Annotated in this window: 17 protein-coding genes; 5 read left to right on the plus strand and 12 right to left on the minus strand. The window is 57.4% G+C overall.

Annotation, left to right across the window (positions count from 1 at the left end; all coding sequences use genetic code 11):
* Nucleotides 1-351: 351 nt before the first annotated feature.
* A complete protein-coding gene (locus I6F37_RS33980; RefSeq protein ID WP_225129724.1) occupies nucleotides 352-753 on the minus strand; it encodes a hypothetical protein in 402 nt (133 codons plus the stop codon).
* Nucleotides 754-1053: 300 nt separating this feature from the next.
* Nucleotides 1054-1212 (minus strand): hypothetical protein, encoded by a 159-nt coding sequence (locus I6F37_RS33985; RefSeq protein ID WP_225129722.1) that lies wholly within the window; start codon nucleotides 1210-1212, stop codon nucleotides 1054-1056.
* Between the two features lie 168 nt (nucleotides 1213-1380).
* Here I6F37_RS33985 and I6F37_RS33990 point away from each other — a divergent pair, with 168 nt between their 5' ends.
* Nucleotides 1381-1713 carry a hypothetical protein gene (locus I6F37_RS33990; protein ID WP_225129721.1) on the plus strand — a complete coding sequence of 111 codons (333 nt, stop codon included), beginning with the start codon at nucleotides 1381-1383 and terminating at the stop codon, nucleotides 1711-1713.
* A gap of 414 nt (nucleotides 1714-2127) precedes the next feature.
* Here I6F37_RS33990 and hemN read toward each other — a convergent pair whose 3' ends face one another.
* A complete protein-coding gene (gene hemN / locus I6F37_RS33995; RefSeq protein WP_225129718.1) occupies nucleotides 2128-3462 on the minus strand; it encodes an oxygen-independent coproporphyrinogen III oxidase in 1335 nt (444 codons plus the stop codon).
* Between the two features lie 1415 nt (nucleotides 3463-4877).
* The gene (locus I6F37_RS34000) at nucleotides 4878-5045 is read right to left on the minus strand and encodes a hypothetical protein (protein ID WP_225129716.1); all 168 of its coding nucleotides are present in this window, start codon (nucleotides 5043-5045) and stop codon (nucleotides 4878-4880) included.
* Nucleotides 5046-5607: 562 nt separating this feature from the next.
* Between I6F37_RS34000 and I6F37_RS34005 the strand changes: the two genes are divergently transcribed.
* The 3 genes from I6F37_RS34005 (at nucleotide 5608) to I6F37_RS34015 (ending at nucleotide 7383) form a co-directional block, all read left to right on the plus strand.
* Complete coding sequence (locus I6F37_RS34005) at nucleotides 5608-5952, plus strand: hypothetical protein (protein ID WP_225129714.1); 345 nt, start codon at nucleotides 5608-5610, stop codon at nucleotides 5950-5952.
* 298 nt (nucleotides 5953-6250) lie between these two features.
* Nucleotides 6251-7060 carry a LuxR family transcriptional regulator gene (locus tag I6F37_RS34010; RefSeq protein WP_225129713.1) on the plus strand — a complete coding sequence of 270 codons (810 nt, stop codon included), beginning with the start codon at nucleotides 6251-6253 and terminating at the stop codon, nucleotides 7058-7060.
* A 65-nt stretch (nucleotides 7061-7125) separates the two neighbouring features.
* The gene (locus tag I6F37_RS34015) at nucleotides 7126-7383 is read left to right on the plus strand and encodes a response regulator transcription factor (protein ID WP_225129711.1); all 258 of its coding nucleotides are present in this window, start codon (nucleotides 7126-7128) and stop codon (nucleotides 7381-7383) included.
* A 300-nt stretch (nucleotides 7384-7683) separates the two neighbouring features.
* Here I6F37_RS34015 and I6F37_RS34020 read toward each other — a convergent pair whose 3' ends face one another.
* The 3 genes from I6F37_RS34020 to I6F37_RS34030 all read right to left on the minus strand — a co-directional run bounded on the left by I6F37_RS34020 (nucleotide 7684) and on the right by I6F37_RS34030 (nucleotide 10592).
* Entirely contained in the window at nucleotides 7684-8406 is a 723-nt protein-coding gene (locus I6F37_RS34020; RefSeq protein WP_225129710.1) for an outer membrane protein, read from the minus strand.
* 877 nt (nucleotides 8407-9283) lie between these two features.
* On the minus strand, nucleotides 9284-9529 hold the full coding sequence (locus tag I6F37_RS34025; RefSeq protein ID WP_225129708.1) for a hypothetical protein: 246 nt from the start codon (nucleotides 9527-9529) through the stop codon (nucleotides 9284-9286).
* Nucleotides 9530-10211: 682 nt separating this feature from the next.
* The gene (locus tag I6F37_RS34030) at nucleotides 10212-10592 is read right to left on the minus strand and encodes a NolY (RefSeq protein WP_225129706.1); all 381 of its coding nucleotides are present in this window, start codon (nucleotides 10590-10592) and stop codon (nucleotides 10212-10214) included.
* Between the two features lie 1376 nt (nucleotides 10593-11968).
* On the opposite strand from I6F37_RS34030, the gene I6F37_RS34035 reads away from it, so the two are divergent.
* Nucleotides 11969-12250, plus strand: coding sequence for a hypothetical protein (locus I6F37_RS34035; protein ID WP_225129704.1), 282 nt, complete (start codon nucleotides 11969-11971; stop codon nucleotides 12248-12250).
* Nucleotides 12251-12647: 397 nt separating this feature from the next.
* Here the strand turns inward: I6F37_RS34035 and I6F37_RS34040 are convergent, their stop codons facing one another.
* The 5 genes from I6F37_RS34040 to I6F37_RS34060 all read right to left on the minus strand — a co-directional run bounded on the left by I6F37_RS34040 (nucleotide 12648) and on the right by I6F37_RS34060 (nucleotide 18234).
* Nucleotides 12648-13679, minus strand: coding sequence for an LLM class flavin-dependent oxidoreductase (locus I6F37_RS34040; protein ID WP_225129702.1), 1032 nt, complete (start codon nucleotides 13677-13679; stop codon nucleotides 12648-12650).
* A 564-nt stretch (nucleotides 13680-14243) separates the two neighbouring features.
* Nucleotides 14244-15356 (minus strand): branched-chain amino acid ABC transporter substrate-binding protein, encoded by a 1113-nt coding sequence (locus tag I6F37_RS34045; protein WP_225129700.1) that lies wholly within the window; start codon nucleotides 15354-15356, stop codon nucleotides 14244-14246.
* 266 nt (nucleotides 15357-15622) lie between these two features.
* The gene (locus I6F37_RS34050) at nucleotides 15623-16342 is read right to left on the minus strand and encodes a MerR family transcriptional regulator (protein ID WP_225129819.1); all 720 of its coding nucleotides are present in this window, start codon (nucleotides 16340-16342) and stop codon (nucleotides 15623-15625) included.
* A 121-nt stretch (nucleotides 16343-16463) separates the two neighbouring features.
* Nucleotides 16464-16880 carry a hypothetical protein gene (locus I6F37_RS34055; protein ID WP_225129698.1) on the minus strand — a complete coding sequence of 139 codons (417 nt, stop codon included), beginning with the start codon at nucleotides 16878-16880 and terminating at the stop codon, nucleotides 16464-16466.
* Nucleotides 16881-17241: 361 nt separating this feature from the next.
* Complete coding sequence (locus I6F37_RS34060) at nucleotides 17242-18234, minus strand: LysR family transcriptional regulator (RefSeq protein ID WP_225129696.1); 993 nt, start codon at nucleotides 18232-18234, stop codon at nucleotides 17242-17244.
* Nucleotides 18235-18480: the final 246 nt, after the last annotated feature.

Below are 18480 nucleotides of genomic sequence, written 5' to 3' on the forward strand. Positions count from 1 at the left end.
GAATGCCGGTGCGTGTTGCCGGCGGGCTCGTCTGCTCATCGTCTCTCCTGATTCGCGGGACAATCTTGCCCGCCGTCAGGCAGAAACTCCACTTACCGCCCTGTCCAGATTTCCGGAGCCAGCTCTGGGGACGAGCCAGAACGCGATCTATCCGAACAGAGCCACTCAGGCTTCCTGAACCTCTCAGCTCGCGGCGCGATGATGATCTGGTCCGAAACTTTGCTTGTGCATGACGTCGGTGCGCCGAGAGCCAGCGGAGAGCGCTGGCTCGGCATATGCTGACGACGAGCGCGCGGGGCTTGCTGTCCTGGCCACCAGAATATTGCGAACGTCCACCTTGCTCACTGTGAGTCAGGCGGTGGCGCGCATCTGCATCGAAGGCGGCTTTCTGAGCCAAACGGCAGCTACCCGAAAGCAAGGCTCGCCGTGCAAGAGGCGTGGCTTCACGAAGCGCTTCATTGGTATCGTTGTCAGCGAAACACGAGACAATCGGCGGGCTTGAAGGCCGAAGAGCCTTTGAATTTGCGCGCGCGGCAACCACACCACAACATCCAACGTGATGGCCCAGGAGACCGGACGAATCAGCCATCGAGCAGCTCTGGCGGATATCGGCGAGCAGTTGCTGGTTGCCGTCAGCGCGGCAAAACTTATCTTGCATCCGAATCCTTGATGTGCGCGGCGTTCGTTGGTCACGCTTGGCACGTGCCCGTCATCTCGAACAACCTGCCGGAACTGGTAGTTGATCAGGTGCAATGGTTGCCAGTCCAATCGGCCATTGCGGCTCGGCCGATCAGCCGTTGCGCTTACGTGGCCCGTCCCAGATGAAGTTGCTGGTCAGGCAAGGCGTGAGGCGGGAGTCCATCGAACACACTGCCGGATCAGTGGACGGTTTGCATTCGTGCCGGGGCAAGAAAAGACGATCTGCAAGGTTCTTCTGAATGATGAGAAAATGCTGCGCCATCGCCGACGAAGACGAGAACCATTGCTCGCTGGTGGCGCTATCATGGAGAACGCGCGCAAATTGTCGCCTTGCGTTGCTCAAGAAGGAGCGTTTCATAGGAGCAGGCGCAGCCGATCGGGAAGCTCGCCAAGATTGATTATTGTCGACGCTGGCAGCTCCTGGAGCGCGGGAGCATCGCGGGCGATCGCGTCGACAAAATAAGCCTGCTGGAATGGGATCTTGAGCGAGAAACAATGGACTTGATTGAACATGCGGCCGCTTCAGACTTGCGCCCGCTCTTGCACGGGCCGTCAAGACGGATTCTCCCGGTCTTGGTGCTCCCGCTTGTCCTCGTCGGCTCGTGTGCTGCTGGCGCCTGGCTTTGGGCTAACCTTGAAGAGCCTGTCGAGACGCCGGAAAGCAGGGATGTCGCTTCAACAATGAGCCTGTCACTGGAGGACAGGGCATCCCTATTCGAGATAAATTGGGCACAGCAGAAAGCTGGCGATGAGATCGCAGAACTCAACCGCCAGATCGATGCCCAGCGGGATGTCCTCAAAGGGATCCTGGATCAGATCACCATGCTGACTTCGCGGATCGATGCGCTGCAGAGTTCAACACCTGTCCCTTCTGCTGCTTCCGAGCCTCCTTTGTCGCCACCCCGGGCTGTTTCGAGCGTCGCCAGGAAACGCTTCGGGCGGTCCAAACCACATGGACCTGTTTCCGTCGGAGGCGCGCCAGTGATTGCCGGACCGAAGACAGCCGAGCCTTGAGTCTGAGACGCTGCGGGCGTGGTCGAGTGTCCAACTGTGCTCGAGGAGGTGGACCATAGCTTCGCAAAGCTGCCTCCAGCCGTAAAATTCCCGAAGCCGGTGCGGACGCCGGCGTCTCCAACGGCACGTCGCGCTGAGGCAGTCACCATTATCAAGAGCACTCAAGGAGAGGTGGGGCAGAGCCCTTTCGGCATGATCGAGCCGTGGCCCTGAACGGCGGAATCCGCTGCGCTTCTCCTTCAAATCAGCTTCCTTTTAGTCAGCCCTCCCGGTTTGAGGCCATATCTGAAAGATTGTTGTCATGACACCGCCGCTGCATCCTCGAAATCTGGCCTGTCTGCCGGAGGTGCCTCTTCAGATCATTACGTCGAGAAAAGCTTAGATCTTTGGGATCTGCTCACATGCGCGGCTTAGTTAATAGGGGGTACGGTCGAGATAAGTGTCGAATGCGGCAGCAACAGCACGAATGACAAACCGGTGTTCCTGCTTGACCCGAATGAATCCCTCTTCAATGTCCACTATCCCGTCTTCGGCAAGCATTCCCAGCCGGTCGGCCGAATTGAGAAGAGGAATCGGATCAAATCCGTGAGCAGCACAGATCGCTGGTACGTCGGCCTGCAAATCGCACATCAGACGCTCGATAATTGCGGCGCGGAGCCGATCTTCGGGGGAGAGACAGTAGCCTTTTGAGGTTGCCAGACGACCAGCCTGAATGTGTTGGCCATAGGAAGCGGTTGCGCTCTCGTTCTGGACGTAACCGTCACGCAGACGGCCGATGGCTGACGGACCTAAGCCGATTACGGTTTTGCAGGTATCAGCTGAATAACCCAGGGAGTTGCGGCGCAGCTGACCGGCTTTCTGCGCCAGCGCCAGCTCGTCGTTGGGCAGGGCGAAATGGTCGAGCCCGATCAGGCGGTAGCCGGCCGAGACCAGCGTATCTGCAATAGCCGCGGCTTGCTCGGCGCGGGCGACATTATCCGGCAGCGCCGTCTCATCGATCTGGCGCTGACGTTTCATATAGGAGGGGACGTGAGCATAGCCGAAAACCGCAAGCCGGTCTGGCCGCATGGCCAGGGCCGTCCGCGCGGAGTCCACGCAGGACCGCACCGTCTGATGTGGCAGTCCGAAGAGAAGGTCGAAATTGATGCGCCTTATCCCATGCTGGCGAAGGCTTTCGACGACAGAAGCCGTCTGCACCTCACTCTGGACGCGGTTGACCGCCCTTTGAACCACGGGGTCGAAGCTTTGCACGCCTATGCTCGCGCGACTGATCCCCGCCGCTTCTAACGTTTCGGCCATCTCGGCCGTGAACGCACGCGGGTCGATTTCTATGGCGATGGTAGCTGATTTGCTGAACGCGAAGCAGCGACGCAGGAGTTCCATCAAGCCCAGGAGATCAGTCGGCGCAATGGTGGTCGGCGTCCCGCCGCCGAAATGCACGTCGCTCACCGGCAGAGCGGGCGGCGCTTGCTCTGCGACCAAGCGTATTTCATCCCGCACCGCCGCCAAATAATTGCGGATCGGACGCTCGCTGCGAGTGAGGCCTGTAGGGAAGCCGCAATACCAGCAGATCGAGCGACAGAACGGAACGTGGAGGTAGAGCGATACGGGTTCGTTCGGCGGCAGCCGCCTCAACCATGTCTCACAAATCTTGGGACCGACCATCGCGGAGAAATCCGGTACGGTTGGGTAGATGGTGTACCAAGGCAGGCGAGCATCGCAATACTTGTTTATGAGGGAGGTCTGCAAGGCTTAACTTTCCCATGCGCAAACAGCGTGAAACTGACCGGTGCCCTCTCTTGTGTCTTTGCGTTATGTCAAACGCGCCTAACTGTTCTTGAGATTGATCCCGCTCTCGATGTCGCTGCCAACCCACCTTAGGGCCGGCAGTGGGAGTGAGCGTCGCTCCTTGGCGATTATCTGGAGTCTTGTGGGTAGAATGAACGTGTCTTACGAGTACGGCCCAAGCGGCTAGACGTCCTCCGACTAGGCTGTGTGCAGTGTCAATCATTCATCCGAGGGCGCGTCGCTTCTGTACTCCCTGACATGCAGCCGTTTTGTGACGAAGACAGGGATCTAAAGGCATCATCAAGAGCGGGCAGGCTGTCCCGAGACGTTCAAACTGGCTTTTCGTGGAAAAATCGATGTGCATGCTCGCAGCATTCGACCGGTGCCTCCCGTCCAAGGCCGGCGTGTCACGGAAAATACGTTGCTTGCTGGATGAAGAGCGCCAAGTTCGCGATCGTACAATGTGACGCTGCGTGCGATTCAAGTCCTTTGGATCAGCTCACGAAAAACATTGTCGAAGTTCAAGTACAAAACGCAATGAGCCTCAATTCCGCCACGCTACTTGTCTCATTGCCGCGAGCATCATCACGGATGTACTGATGATGTTGGGGCGAGCCCGGCGCACTTTCACACCCGGCAAAGTGCGTCGGGTGCGCCTTGGTTCGGCGGCGTCTCGTTCCGGCTCCAATGCAGCTCGCCAACTCACAACAACTTGCAGGTCCTGCTTATAGCGAACGCGAGCCCGGCCAGAAACCTCACACGTGACACTATCTGCAATATTACTTCAGCGCTTGATGTCTTTTGTTTTTTGATATCGCCTTTGCGGCTAGCGGAACCGGCAGAGCGCGCACAATTGCAGTTGCCCCTCATTGGCCTCGCGATCAATCCGGTGCACCAGCAGCAGCTCTCACTGTTTCACATAGCCCGCCTGGTGAAGCGTCGATTATCCCGTCACAAGGAATCGTTCTCGCGCGGCGGCCTGGAGGCCATCTAGGCAGAAGCCAGCTCGGAGATCTTGCACGGGATCATTAGACGGCGGGATCGCACCCTGGCATTCCAGCCCATTCACACTGGATCGAGAAAGTTTGTGCTTCATAAGCCGATCGGGTCTGAAGCTCATCTTCCGCGAATGAGAGCTGATGACGACTCCCCGCAAGACGGTTGGCAGCAACAATCAAGCACAGCGACGGCTACGTACGTCAGTATATGATCTGTGGCGATCATCGCCTTCAGTTCGCTGTTGAAACGTTTGCGGCAAATGTCAATACTTCACGCCCCCAAACCGCCTGACTCTATCAGCAGCCTTTAGCGAGACCGCGTGAGAGGGTCTCGGCGTGTTTCAGATGGAGATGGGATCGAAGAACGACCGCGTCGACTCACCATTGCGGCAGCAAGCGCCATTCCTGTTGTAAAACGGCGTCGAACTCATCGGAGAACCGGTGAAGGATGACTCTCTCGGCGTGCTTGATTTCATAGGGGCGGCGCGATGGTGGCAGCTTCGTGGCGGAGGGGGCGCATTGCCGCGCCTCCGCATCCTTGCCCATTTCGAATTGACTGCAACTTTCTGGCGCTCAGCACATCTTCCCTGACAATCTCCATTAGCAGCGCGCTGCAAGGACGGACTTAACCCAACTTTCTCCGAACTTGGACTAAGATGGCTTGCAGACTTAGTCGATGCGCGAGCCGATAACGAGATTGGCGCACCTTTTCAGAATACTGATAAAGATCTCCTGGCCCCTACTCGTGCTGCGGCTCGCGCAAATGGCGCTGTCGCCTTTGCCTCCCAATGTCATGATTGCTTCAATGCACTTACCTTGCGACCAACCGGCCGCCTTTCAAGCCCTTGTCCCGGCGGTGATTTTCGCGAAATCAGCAGTTGGTATGACACTTGCTGGACTGGTGCGATCCGATCCGGGGTCCTCTCCCTTCTGGAGATGCGCATGCAAAGTGTCCTCTGCATCAAGCGGGTCTCGCGACTGCGAGTATCTCCCATTGCGTCTTTGACGTGGCCATTTTCTGCCCCTTCGACTCATTTGCGCCGGACCTGCCGGACGGACCCGCTGAGACGCCGGGAGATGATGCGAGGAGTATGGCTTCGGCTGTTCCGTGTTGCTCATCGATCGCGTCCCCGACGCCGTCATAGGGCGGAGCATCAGCCAACGGTTAGCGATGGCAATTCGCAAGATTGGGAAGAAAAATGACGCTCCTGTTGTCTTCGTCGGCAAGCAGAGAATCGATACCTACAACGCGCAAGTCGAGTCCGGCACCGCCAACCGCATGGGCGTGCTCTACCTTACCTGTATCGCGGAGTTTAGTGCCCAGCATGTCCTCGTGCTTGGCCTCGAGACAAAGCGAACCGTCTTTCGGACAGGACCATGGTTTCTCGCCATCCAATCTAAACAGAGCTGGGCCTGTGACCGCTCGTGCTGTTTGGTTCGTCTCGCCAGCTGAGTCGTCAGGGCCATCGGGCTTTCTATCACCGCCAGGCCATCAACACGGACGACCGCCCGGTGATCTCCGATTTCGCCAGTACGCTATCGGCGAGCTCGACCAATCACTTTGCCTGTGCAACGGCGCTTCGATTGCGCCGTGCCGTTCAGCCTCGGACCAGGGATGATGGCGGTATCTCGGCTGTTTGACGGGACGATCATGCCGGCGCAGCCAGCGGCAGGGCACGAATCCGGGAATGGCATCTGACGCAGGGTGTGGCGCTCAGACTTCACGAAGAACAAACCAAAGGGTTCAGGTCATGGATTTGAATTTGGCTCCGCCTGAAACAAGCGCAATCGAACACAATGACAGGGAGCTTGATCGAGGTTCTGAGGCGCCCATCACGGATCTCTTTAGCTTCACCGAATGCGCGAAACAGACGCATTCGCTCAGAGCGTTGTTCGAGCTTCTTGTAAGCTGTTCTACCAAGGAAGGGTTCAGTGAAGTCGCTTTCGGCGCTCTCAACTTCGTCGAGCCACTTCGGCTGGCGGAGTATCCACCTCCGGCTGTGGCTGTGAAGTGGCCGCCGGACTGGTGCGACCGATACTTCAAACACAAGTACCATACTATCGATCCGGTGATCCGGAGGACGCCGATGCAATCGCGGCCGTTTTTGTGGGACCAACTCGCCGACCGCTATCAACTTCAACCGGACGAGAGACGCGTATTGGACGAGGCGAGAGAGGCGGGCCTGAAGCATGGCATGAGCGTGCCATTGTTTGGCCCGTTGGGTCGGGTATCCGTGGTGTCGTTTGCATCTGCGTCCGACGATGCTGATCCTCAGGATCACATCGGTCATCTCAACGCGCTGGCGTCGCAGTTTCACACCGCCTATGGCGACATCGCTCGTCCCTGCGATAATGATTGCGAAAGAAAAATTGCACTATCGCAGCGGGAGATCAATTGCTTGCGGTGGGTGGGAGAGGGGAAATCGTCATGGGAAATTGGGAAGATCCTGAATATCAGCGAGAATACAGTCAATTTTCATATCAAAAATGCGATGCGAAAGCTGGGCGCGACCAGCCGGATTCAAGCGGTCCTTATGGCGGTTCGCCTCAATCTTCTTTGAATTCATCAGTCGAATGGAACGAGCACCAAGCGCCAATCTTGCTTCAGCTTCTGGCAGGTTAATCGATGCCCCGCGATAATGATTGCGAAAGAAACGTTGCACTATCGCAGCGGGAAATCAGTTGCTTGAGGTGGCTCGCAAGGGGGAAATTGTCTTGGGAAATGGGGAAGATCATGAACATCAGCGAGAATACAGTCAATTTTCATATCAAAAATGCGATGCGAAAGCTCGGTGCGACCAGCCGGATTCAGGCGGTCACTATAGCAATTCGCCTCAATCTTCTTCGAATTCATCAGTCGAACGGAACGAGCACCAAGTGCTAAATCTTGCTTCAGCTTCTGGCAGGTTAATCGATGCTTATGGAGCTCCGCAACCTCACGCGGCGAGAGGTTTCGGACTTGCCTCAAGGAGTGTTGTATTTGCGGCTTCGCCGAAAGTGCCATCAGATGTTGAATCGACGGACCTCGTCCGCCAGTGTTGAGGTCAGGCGGCGTCGTTCCATCCAGCCGGTGATCCCTGCTTAGACGAACTCGGACCTGGTGCTTCGGAAGGGGTAGGAGCGTGTGAAGAAAGAACCCCGACCGCGGTCGGGGCTCCCGATTCACGCAACCGCGTCGAGATCACTATTTGGCAAACCCAGGGCCGAACTTGTAATTGAGCCGTGCCGTGATGAGATCGACGTCCTGGTGGACGCGATCGGCCGCAACGGCCGCTGGGAAGCTTACGTTGCTGCGCTGCATGAACAAGTGGGTATACTCGACGCCAGCTGACCAGCTGGGCGCGAGGCTGACTTCGGCACCGGCGCCCAGCGCGCCACCCCAACGCACATCATTGTCTACAATCTCGGTGCCAGTAGCCACCGAGTTCAAGTGATAGGTGTTGCTGGTCACCGCAGCACCGCCCTTGGCGTACAGCAGCACGGCATTGAACGTGTAGCCAATATGGCCGGTGAGCAGACCGAACGCATCTGTCTTGGTGCCAATGGTGTTTGCTGGGAAGGCGGCGCTGACATTGGAGCCGCTGAAGTCGGCCCAATTGCCCTGGCCTTCGATCCCGTAGACCATGTTGAAGATGTGCCAACGATAACCAATCTGGCCGCCAACGGTACCGCCAGTCGAATTATGGCAACCCTCGGGAGTGACTCCATTGAAATCCCAGCAGTTGCGGCTCGTTCCCCAGCCGCCATTGACACCGATATAGTAGCCGGACCAATCGATAATCGGGGCTGCGACCCGGAGCGGTGGCGCCTTGACCTGGACGGGCTGCCCGGCGAGGTCCGTGCCGAATGCGGGAGCGGCCGCACTGAGTGCGCCGATGCTTGCGGTCAGAATCAGAAAATTCTTCATTCGAGTGTCGTTCCTTTCGGTGCCCCCAGCGCCGTGCGTTTAACAACATGATCGCGAATTGCTGTAACTGCCGCACAACATGTCCTCGAAAGAAAAGGGTCAAATCGCACGCCGCGTCAGATTGTGGCGCGCGCAACTTGCCATGCACTGCCTCGGCCGAAATGCTGCGGCCTGACAGTGGTCGCTTCGCGCAGATGCTTCTTTGAATACGAGCCGTTCGTGATGGCTTGTGATGGGACGCAATGCTGCGAGGTGTTTCGTTCCCTCTCGCTAACTAGCGACAAGGCCAGTCTGCGCCAACACGTCCCGTGCATGCTCGCTGTTCAGAGAGTTCGGCAAATGAAGACCGCTGATCGAAGACGTCTCGGGCGCGCAAAAGCTCATTCTTCCGGCAGGAGGGCCGTGCTGCCGCTTGCAGTCATGGGCGATGCGGCGATGATCGATCACAGGCCTGGATCGCTTTGGCTCCCGACCTATCATAAGTGCAGCACGATTTTCCTCTGCTAAGACCTCGATCGACGATGCCAAGAAGCCGATGCGGCTGTGCCTGACGAGGCTCTCGCTTGAAGTTGAGCAAGCTCGTGCCGAGCCAAGGTCAGGAGAGAAAACGCTAGGGCGTTTCCTGGCGCGAGCGAATATTAGCGCGGCTGTTCCGTCCCGTCGCCGACTTGCTCTGGGTTCCAGGTTACTGGTCTGGGGTCACTAGAAGAGCTGCATAGGCAACAGTCGTCGCGAACGTGCTCGTCTTCAGCGGGGCTGAACGTGAGTGGAGGAAGGTCAGCTCGAGCACGCTCTGCCCCGGTTGTTTTCCCGCCGCATAAGGTCCCCAAGAGCCTTAACGAAGGCGAACTTATATGGCAGTAGAGGTTCAAGCGCCTTATTGCTCCGTCGACGGCGCCAGTTCAGCCCGCAAGCTGCGTATCGCCTCGTTTGCCAGATTTAAAGTATTCCGTTCGCCTTTCCTTATCGAAGACTCAAGGAAAGTGCGCAACCGGCTGTGGAGGACCGTCTTGAGATTATGCGCCAGCAACGGATCCTTCTCAACAAAGCGCCAGGCCTTATCAAATGCGACGCTCACGATAGCATCTGTCATCTGCACTTGCTCCGGTAAGAACTGATCCATCTCAACACTCCACGACGTCCTGATACAAGGAGGTACTTTGGCAAAAACTAACCGAGAGCCTGTGGCTTGTCCCAGCAAGTAAGACATCAGAGCAGCAGGACGCTCGGACATCGAGCTGCTCTCGGTGCTTCAATGAATCTATAGATGTTTGTTGAAGTTCCGATGACCCCGCAGTCGTATTGCCAGGCGCAATTCGAATAATTCTGAAGCGGCTGAAACGAGCACGCGTCGCGCGACTTCGTTACCGCAGTGCTCTTGTTGCTCGGCATCGGTCAATAACTGCGGCTCTTCCTGCAATCGGAAAATCGGCGCCATGCCAATCACGACTAAAGCCACAATGAAAATGGATCGTTCCGCTCCATTCGCAGTCTCAAGCTAAGAAGCGTTTCTGGAAGCGTGTGGCGTTTTCCGAGCACTGCTTGTTTGCTTTCTGATACGTGTCCGGGGCCCGTCGTCCTTTGCTCCGCCCTGCGCGTGGTCTCCTGCTCTCGGTGCAGGCTCCAGCTTTCGAGCATGGTGGCGAACAGTTGCGATATGGAAAAGCCAGCGGAACCGGCGCGCTTACGGGACGGTGTGCGCATAGACGCCAAGTCGTCGATCCCCGGTACGTACGGCCGCAGCAGTCAGCCCAGGGACGTTCGATAAGCGCGCCATCAACCGCAGAAAAAGGCAAATGAAAAGTTCAGTCGGCTGCTGCTGAACGTGACAGTATTAGTTTCGCGATCTTCAGTTGATTGGCGGGAGTTCGAAGCACTGCCGGTAATGCTGCCACGGCCTGATCGAGAAGGCGTCCCAAAACCTGAAGGTCTTCTGGGTAGTAAACGCCACGGTCTCGCGACAGTCGCGTCGTTCGCTGGTCGCTGGCGCGGCCCCCGGTACTGGTATCGCCTAGCTGGCCGAGCTCCACTTCCGCCGTAATCATTTGGTTTGTGAGTGCGTTCAGCAGTCGGATCGCTTCGAGCTCGTTGCCTTCTTCGCCTATGAGGGCGGCCACGATGTCGAGTTGCAGGTCGATGCGTTCCTCAAGGTCCTCTGCGCGTGAATTGGAAGGGTCAAGTTCCACGGTGTTGCTCCAAAGTGGTTAAATGCAGGCAGCAGGCTGATTAACGGTTGTGGCAGACGGCGATAGAACAAATGGCTGCTGCACAAGGCAAGGTGCGCACGCACGGTCGCCGAAGGCAGGGGATGGCAGGCATGTGCCGCGAAACGACCGCAAAGGCGGAATCGACGGTATAGAGCGCTGCGAACTGCTTGTAGATGGCCCGTCATTTGATTGGATCGTCGAGCCGGTCCAGCGCGTTGGGCCGTGGCAGTGACTCCAGCTAGCGGGGACACCGCTGATGACGGCAAGTCGAGAAGCGAGGCCCGAACTGCTGCGGGATTGCTTGCCGCCTGACATAGCGATCTAGACGTAACCGGAGGCCTCGCCAGACGAGGGATAACCGCGTCGGGATATGGTCGAAGAGCGCCGGCGCATAGAATGAGATAGGGTGGCGTCAGTCTGTAAGCAGTGGATGTGGGGGCGGCCCGCCGACGAGTACTGTGCATGCGAGCGGAGTGAGAATCCGCGATCACACGACGTATGGGCGTGGGCAGCAAGATCGCCAGACTGGTCTCATCACGCCGATCGACATCAGTGCATCGTCCTGGCCGGAGGATATGTCGCTTGCACTTAGCCTGGTCAGATAGCTGATCGCACTGCTTTGCCTGAAGGCCGCGACAGCGGCGGATTGTCGACGCTGCCCGCCTGGTCAGGGCGGAAAGTCCCGCCCGCACCGGTGTAGAGGGCAGTTCGACTGCCCGAATTCTATGCAGCGCACGCATTTACTTTGGCCAAGCAGTGTGCGCGAGAGCCGATCTTCTTGGAGCGCCTTAGTAAGATTGCAAAGGGGGAGGCGACAGCGCGATACGTTGCGCGCCAGACGTTGCGATTGGCCATCCGACTGGATTTGCGCCGCACGCGTCTCGATTCCAAAGATTGATGGGTGTCGTTAGGGATGCAGCCACGAGAAGCTTGAATCGGCCTGCGATTATGCTGAAAGCAAGAGGGATCCATGGTCACACGACATTCGTGAAATGTGCTTTCCGGAAACCGGCGATCGACTTATGGGTATTTGGCTGAAATTGGTAAAATCGAAAGTGTTGATGGGACGCATCCAGTTCGTGGATCGCGTACACGAGTAATCTCATCGCGTACATCGAAAATGGGTTATTTAGTGTTTTCCCGCAGTCTTGGTTCAGTGAGTTTGAGGGCCTTTAGGCGAGCCTGCTGATTCGTTGATGACCGGCCATGATAGAGAAGACAAAAAATCGCAGCGAATACGGCTAGATTGGACTCCAGATGTCACGAGGGTTCCACAAAAACTCCACCGATGCGCGTAAGAAGAGAAGGCCGTGCAATCTCGACGGCGACTATCCACCAGCTCCGGCCTCCCGCAGATGCAGGATGACCCCGAGCAATCGCTGGCCTTCATTGAAAAGGCCCGCGAGATCGAAGCGGACGAAGAGCGTCCGCCTGCGGATGAGTTGATAAAGGCTCGCAAACACTCCCTAGCCAAAGCTCGCTCCCAAATAGAAGCGCCAGGCGGGTCAGATATCGCCGATTTTCTCCAGTATAACGTGTACCGGACTACCTCAACCATGAGCGCCTGTGGCTTCCCATCTGAGAAGTTGGCAGGCCAATCGAGCGTCAGGCTCCATCTGTTGTCTGCCGGTACTTGAGCGCCAATTACATGCGTGCCGCCGGTTGGCGCATATAAGTGACAGTCCCCTTTATGCGGCCGCCTGCTCGATGTAGGTACCACTATAGCGAAGGTTTCCAACATCGACCCCGACAATCTTGCCGTTGCCGACGTAGACGGCACCGCCGCCAGTTCGCCCATGCAGACAGTCCATTGCGTAAAGCGCGCTCACAACGAAGAATTCTCTTCGAAAGCAGAGTTTCATGTGCCGAAGTAAGAAGAAGCGCAGTCAGAAAAAGTGAATGCTTGATCGTTGCCATTGAGGCTGACGATCGCCTTCGCGCAAAGGGCAAACGACAACCAAAATCGCAACCAGATTCGAACAACCTCAGTGCGCCGGTCTCCTTTGCCAAGCATATGATTCCCCAATGTAGACATTAGCCACCAAAGCTATCGAGAATTTCAGCTTTGATTGCGGTTGCCGTGTACAGGGAGACCTCCAGCGGAAGGTTTCCAAATGCAAGCTGGCAAAGCAAGTAGTTGGCACCTGCCTCTTCCATCTGCTGAAGAAGAAGCTGCCGGACGGAAGCTGGCGTTCCAACGACACACAATTCGCTCTCAAGTGCTGCATCGAAGGTCAGCGGAAGGGCGGGCGGCGTCGGAATGGCGTTCAGGTCGTAAAGAAACTTGAAGCTCTCCAGCCATCGTCCATACGCAGTTTTGGCCGCCGCATGAGCGTCCTGGTCAGACTTAGCAATTACGACCATGCGGGCGAGGCCGAGAAATGGCTCGCGGCCATGTGCGGTTGTATTGTGGCCGCGTTGGGAGCGGTAGGCCTCCGTAACTTTCCGGACAACAGAGGCGGGGCCTATGCACGCCAGATTGGCGCCATTTGCAGCGGCCCACTGCGCCGACTCGGCCCGATTGCTGGCGATCCAGGTCGGCGGATATGGACGTTGATGAGTCCTCAAGGTTAAGGGTATTTCGCTCAGCTCAAAGTGGTGTCCCTGATAGGATAGCGTATGTCCCTTCAGTGCAATATTCAGGATTTCGCTGGCTTCAGTATAACGGCCTGGTGCGGTTTCTGCACTGATGCCGAAATAGCCCCATTCAATCGGCTGGGAGCCGCGGCCGATCCCGAGCTCGAGCCTGCCGCCGCTCAACTGGTCAAGCATGCAGATCTCTTCGAATGCGCGCAATGGGTGATAAAGGTTGAGCAACAGGACGAGCGGACCAAAGCGCAATTGCCGGGTGCGCTGCGCCAGGCTTGATAGAAACAGGTTCGGCGAGGGCCCTCTGCCATGAGGTGTGCAATGGTGTTCGGCCAGGTGATAAGCGTAGAAGCCCAGAGAATCACAGGTCTCCGCCAGCTTGAGACGATCTTCATATTGTCGTGCGGCATCTCGACCGTCGTCATCCAAATGGTCGAAAATGCCGCACCTTAGTCTTGAAGGAAGGCCACTCTTCACTCGATCAATCTCCGATTATGGGCCGGGACGGCGAGCCCTGGTTGCTTCATGCCGTCGCGCTCAAAGAGGTGTTGTTCCTCATTTGACGGCTTAGGGCGTTTCTCTTTGGGTGCGTGGATCTGAGGTTGCACGTGTGATTGGGTCACGAGAATGCGTAGATGGCGGTCCGGCAGTTACTTTGAAAAGAGGTGGCGAAGCGCCTCCTCACCGAGCATGTGCTCGACCAGAAGCACCGTTAGCTTCGCGTTCTCCTCTTCTTCGCCTGCCCCAACGCTTGGCCGCAGAAATGTCCATGCCACCTAACCTAGCACCATTGTAGATGGCCGCTTCAGAGGTCATGTGCCCGCGAGCCGGATCAGCGCGACAGGCTACTATTTGTCTATGGTCGGACGCAGCGTCTCGTTCAGGTCGACATCAGGTAGCTCTGCGAGGGCTGCAGCGAACGCGACGAACGCTACGAAAGCTGCAATAATAAGAGAGCTTGCGAGTATCGCTGCTCCAACGTCCTGAGGGCGTCTCATCATCCGTGTCACTTTGGGTTTGGGGAGGCGGCGTTGACGCCAATCAGTTCTGCTCGACAGTTTCAACACGGCCGTCGCGCCAGCGGTAAACCAGAAAACCAGGAACCGCATTATCTCCCTTTGTATCGAACCGCACTGGCCCAATCACGGTATCGATCGCCCGTGAACGAAGTGCGCTGGCGACGCGCGCAGCATTGAGCGAGCCGGTCCGGTTCACCGCCTCTGCCCATGCTTGCACGGCAGCATAGGCGTAAAGCGTGTAGCCTTCAGCGGACAGGTTGGAAGCTTTGAGTCCGGCTACCACGCCGGCCGCATTGGCATTCCTGGCGGGATCCGGCATGAAGGTAAACAACGTGCCATTTCCAGCGGTGCTGGTAATGGCCCAGAATTCAGAGGTCATCAACGGATCGTTCGCCATGACGACGAGGCCCGCTCCTGCCTCTGATGCCTGGCGTACAAACAAGCCGATTTCGGTATGATAGCCGCCGATATAGACGACGCGCACCCCATCCTTCTTCATTCTTGAGACCAGGGCCCTGTAATCCTTTTCGCCGGCTACGTAGCTTTGCCGAATGACTTGTTCACCGAACCTCTGAAGCTGTGCCTCAACCACGTCGGCAATACCCTTGCCTGCGGTGCTCTTGTCGTCGAGCACTGCGATCTTGGCGTTAGGGTAGTTCCTGTGAATGTACTCAGCGGCAGCGGTGCCCTGTTGGTCGTCGCGGCCGCAGATCCGAAAGACGGTCTGAAGGCCTCGTTCTGTTAGCTGAGGATTTGTCGAGCCAGGGGAGACCTGAACGATGCCTGCTTCGGCATAGATGTCGGAGGCCGGGATCGACGAAGAGGAACAAAAATGACCAATGACCAACCGTACCCGCTCTGTTGTGAGCTTATTCGCGACTGCGACGGCTTGCTTCGGGTCGCAGGCGTCGTCGGCGACACTCATAACCACCCTGGTATCGGGAAGTAGGCCCGAAGCGTTCAGCGCCTCGACCGCCGCAGCCGCACCATCGCGCATTTGCAAGCCGAACGCAGCGCTGCTTCCGCTCATTGGGCCAGCCACGGCAATCTTGACTTCGGAGCCGCGCGCAGCCGAGGCGAGGGCGCAGAAGAGAAGCGCTGCACTCGCAGCAGAAGCGTAATGCCCATTTAACATTGTAGAGCTCCCAATGCTCACCTAAAGTGAACCGCCAACAGCTGTGATCAGACGTGCCTGCAGGTCGAGGCCGCCAGCCAAGCGAAGCGTGCGTCAGGTCGGCCAGATTGCGACCACGTAAGAGCCTACAATTTGACGTTACGTGCGGTTCAAGCCCCGTTTGAAGGGAGTCTCGATCAAGGCGTCAGGGAGCCCCGGATCGGCGAGGCCATGACGATCTGTCCGCTCGAACCCGTAAAACTGTCGGCCAGCATCAGAGCCGCCGATCAGCCAAAGTACGGCTGATCCTCCAACCCGCCAAGGGCGAGATCGAGATATTGCATGAGGCAGGGATCCCAACCAGCCAGACTGCGGGGGGCGCTTAATCGTGCAAGTACCTTCAGGATCATCGAAACGCGTGAATCGGCGCCGGCGATTTCGCTGATCAGCAGGCGGGCTGCAACTGCGACAGCTTTTGCTCGATCGCCGCAAGGGGGCTCGCCCCGATCCATACAATCACGCAGGTCGTCGCGGATCTGCCGCCACCGCTCCTCGCGATCTGCAGCTAGCTTGCAGGTGCATCGGGATTTCTGACTACGCGTCTCGACCCGCGACATGGCATTCAAGGTAGCTGGCAGGTCATCCACACTTACCTGGATCTCACTGTCGATGGTCATGTTGCGCAGGCGATCTCGCAACAGAGTTGCCCGAGCTACCTGAAGTTCTATGCGCTCTAGATGCTTGCGCAGCAGGTCGGTGAGTGAGGTCGTGCCCTCCATAGCTTTGCGGATCTCGACAAGGGAGAAGCCAAGCTCACGTAGCGCCCGAATCTGGTGAACCCGTTGAACACTTTCGCGGTCGTACATCCGGTGGCCGCCGTCAGTACGCTCTGAGGCTGCTAGGAGTCCCGTATGTTCATAATGATGCAGCGTGCGTACCGTTACTCCGGTCGCCTCTGCAAGTTCGCCAATGCGCCATCGACGCCTTCGTGGTGTAGCTTTGCTCATGTTGTTCAATTTCAAAGCCTACAACCTTACGTCACGTGTGATTCAAGTTATTTCAAAGCTCTAGCTGGATCGTCTTCCATTCCAGCGCGAGAGTGGTGACTATCCTCAGAATGGCGGGGGATCAACCCTGAGGGGAAATGGCGGTCAACAAGCTCGTCAGGCATGCCAGTTGAGCATCGCCGGCCGCCGTACGCTCCAAGATGAGTTTGGCGATTGCTTTGCGATTTTCCGGATTTCGCATCGATGGGGGTAGCGCGGTGACCGCACTATCATAAAGGCTTCCCAGGACGGAAAGCTCTTCCGGATCGAACACGCCGCTGCATTGCTCCAACGTCAGCTCCTTGTTTGTCATTGCGTAATGGCAGCGCACGTCGTCAAGACGTTTGGCGGCGATAGGGCCAAAAGAAGTCAGACCCGCGGCACGGAGCGACGAAGATGCGATGTACTCCAGGCTGATGCGATAGGGCAACACGCGTGCGCGATGCTTGCTTCGACAGCGCAAGAGATCGTGGTCATGTGCATGATCGATGACCACCACGCTCACTGTGCGTGGTGGTACGACTCGGTAACCGCAAAGAACCGTCTCCGCTCGTCGGGAGCCACTACCGATTCGGAGAGTTGACGACGACAACCCGGCGCCGATTCTGCTGTATCGAGGCAGGTGCGCCCGACGGCCAGGTGCAACGTGCGTCCCTGTCTCCAAAAGCAGGCCAACGGTCCAGCCGCCGCTCGCACGTCGAGCCTAATGCCAACGTGCGAAAGACCTACACAACGTCGTCATCATAGCCGTCCCCTGCGACGATCTTTATAGAGCGACCACGAATTCGAGAGAGGCGAGCCTAAATTGTGCGTTGAGACATTCGTTGGGATGTGAGGTTCGCACGATCTTGAGATCGTCCTTACGACAACGGCGAGACGGGTCGTGCGAAATCTCCGGCAGTATCCGGTCGTTCCGAAGTGCAGATGATGGAGGGCTCTTGTCCAGTTGCCATGCGGGTAGCCTCCTGCAACAATATCTCTCGCATCCACTGGCTTTCCGGATCGCTATTGTGAAGCACGGGCCATTGGACCGCCTCAGTGAAGGCGGGGAATGGCTGCGGAAGCTCGGCAATCCGAAGGGGGATCGTTCTTTGGAAATGCTTTACAATCCCTAATGGCATCGTCCCTATGCGGTTCGTGCCTACCAGCAGGGGCGGGATCATGCTGAAGCTCTGCACGAGAATGTCGATCCGCCGATTGAGACAGAGATCGAGTAGAAAGGATTCCTCGACCAGCGTCTTGCGCGCACCTCCGAGCTTAACCGCAACATGGCCCATCGACATATACCGATCAAATGTAAGCCGCCGTAGTAGTTGGCTGTTCGTGCAGCAACCTACACAAACGAGTCTCTCCTCGAATAGGGCCGCCCTGGGGTGCACGCTGGACATGAATAATTCCGGCAAGATAACAAAATCGACTTCGCCGCGGCGGAGAAGCTCATCGTGCTCATCGGTGAGCGTCACGAGTTCGAAGCTGACGGCAGGCGCTTCTCGCGCGACGCGCTCCACGATATTTCGAAAGAATACGACTGTTATAAAATCAGAAAAGCCGATCCTGAATCGCCGGTTCGATCGAGCTGGGTCGAACGCGTCCCGCGCGATTATTGAGAGCTCAATGCGCGTTAGAGCTTCGCGCACAGGAGCTGCGAGTCCTTCCGCGCGTGAGGTGGGGACAAGTTCCCGCCCCCTCATCCCAAACAGCTCGTCATCGAAATAGGAGCGCAGGCGGGCAACGGCTGCGCTCATGGCCGGCTGACTAAGGTTAATCTTGCGTGCCGCCGCGCTGAGGTTGCGCTCAGTCATGAGAGCATCCAGCGCGACGAGAAGATTTAGATCTAGACCTTTGAAACGCATGTCTTCTTATCCGGCAGGAACGTAACTGCGGCGCATACAACGAGCGGTGACGGCTGCGTCTGGAGAGGTCCTATTGGCTCGCCCGAATGGACTTCGTTTCCATCCTGCGATCGCGAGAAGACGCTCGTAAAATGACCGCAACAATGGAGAGCAAGGCGGCCGGCCACCCAGCGGCGGCCAGAAACCGTCAGGAGTCCCGAAGCTGATCGGTCTCGCCGCTTCCAGCGAGCCACGCAACAGGACCCG

Source organism: Bradyrhizobium sp. NBAIM08, from assembly GCF_020193935.1.
GTDB classification, from domain to species: domain Bacteria; phylum Pseudomonadota; class Alphaproteobacteria; order Rhizobiales; family Xanthobacteraceae; genus Bradyrhizobium; species Bradyrhizobium yuanmingense.

Bases quoted from the DNA above. Each gene is read 5' to 3' on its own strand.
- I6F37_RS33985 (WP_225129722.1), bottom strand. From the start codon at position 1,212: ATGTTCAATCAAGTCCATTGTTTCTCGCTCAAGATCCCATTCCAGCAG.
- I6F37_RS33990 (WP_225129721.1), top strand. From the start codon at position 1,381: ATGAGCCTGTCACTGGAGGACAGGGCATCCCTATTCGAGATAAATTGG.
- I6F37_RS34000 (WP_225129716.1), bottom strand. From the start codon at position 5,045: ATGGGCAAGGATGCGGAGGCGCGGCAATGCGCCCCCTCCGCCACGAAG.
- I6F37_RS34010 (WP_225129713.1), top strand. From the start codon at position 6,251: ATGGATTTGAATTTGGCTCCGCCTGAAACAAGCGCAATCGAACACAAT.
- I6F37_RS34015 (WP_225129711.1), top strand. From the start codon at position 7,126: ATGCCCCGCGATAATGATTGCGAAAGAAACGTTGCACTATCGCAGCGG.
- I6F37_RS34020 (WP_225129710.1), bottom strand. From the start codon at position 8,406: ATGAAGAATTTTCTGATTCTGACCGCAAGCATCGGCGCACTCAGTGCG.
- I6F37_RS34025 (WP_225129708.1), bottom strand. From the start codon at position 9,529: ATGGATCAGTTCTTACCGGAGCAAGTGCAGATGACAGATGCTATCGTG.
- I6F37_RS34035 (WP_225129704.1), top strand. From the start codon at position 11,969: ATGCAGGATGACCCCGAGCAATCGCTGGCCTTCATTGAAAAGGCCCGC.
- I6F37_RS34045 (WP_225129700.1), bottom strand. From the start codon at position 15,356: ATGTTAAATGGGCATTACGCTTCTGCTGCGAGTGCAGCGCTTCTCTTC.
- I6F37_RS34050 (WP_225129819.1), bottom strand. From the start codon at position 16,342: ATGAGCAAAGCTACACCACGAAGGCGTCGATGGCGCATTGGCGAACTT.
- I6F37_RS34060 (WP_225129696.1), bottom strand. From the start codon at position 18,234: ATGCGTTTCAAAGGTCTAGATCTAAATCTTCTCGTCGCGCTGGATGCT.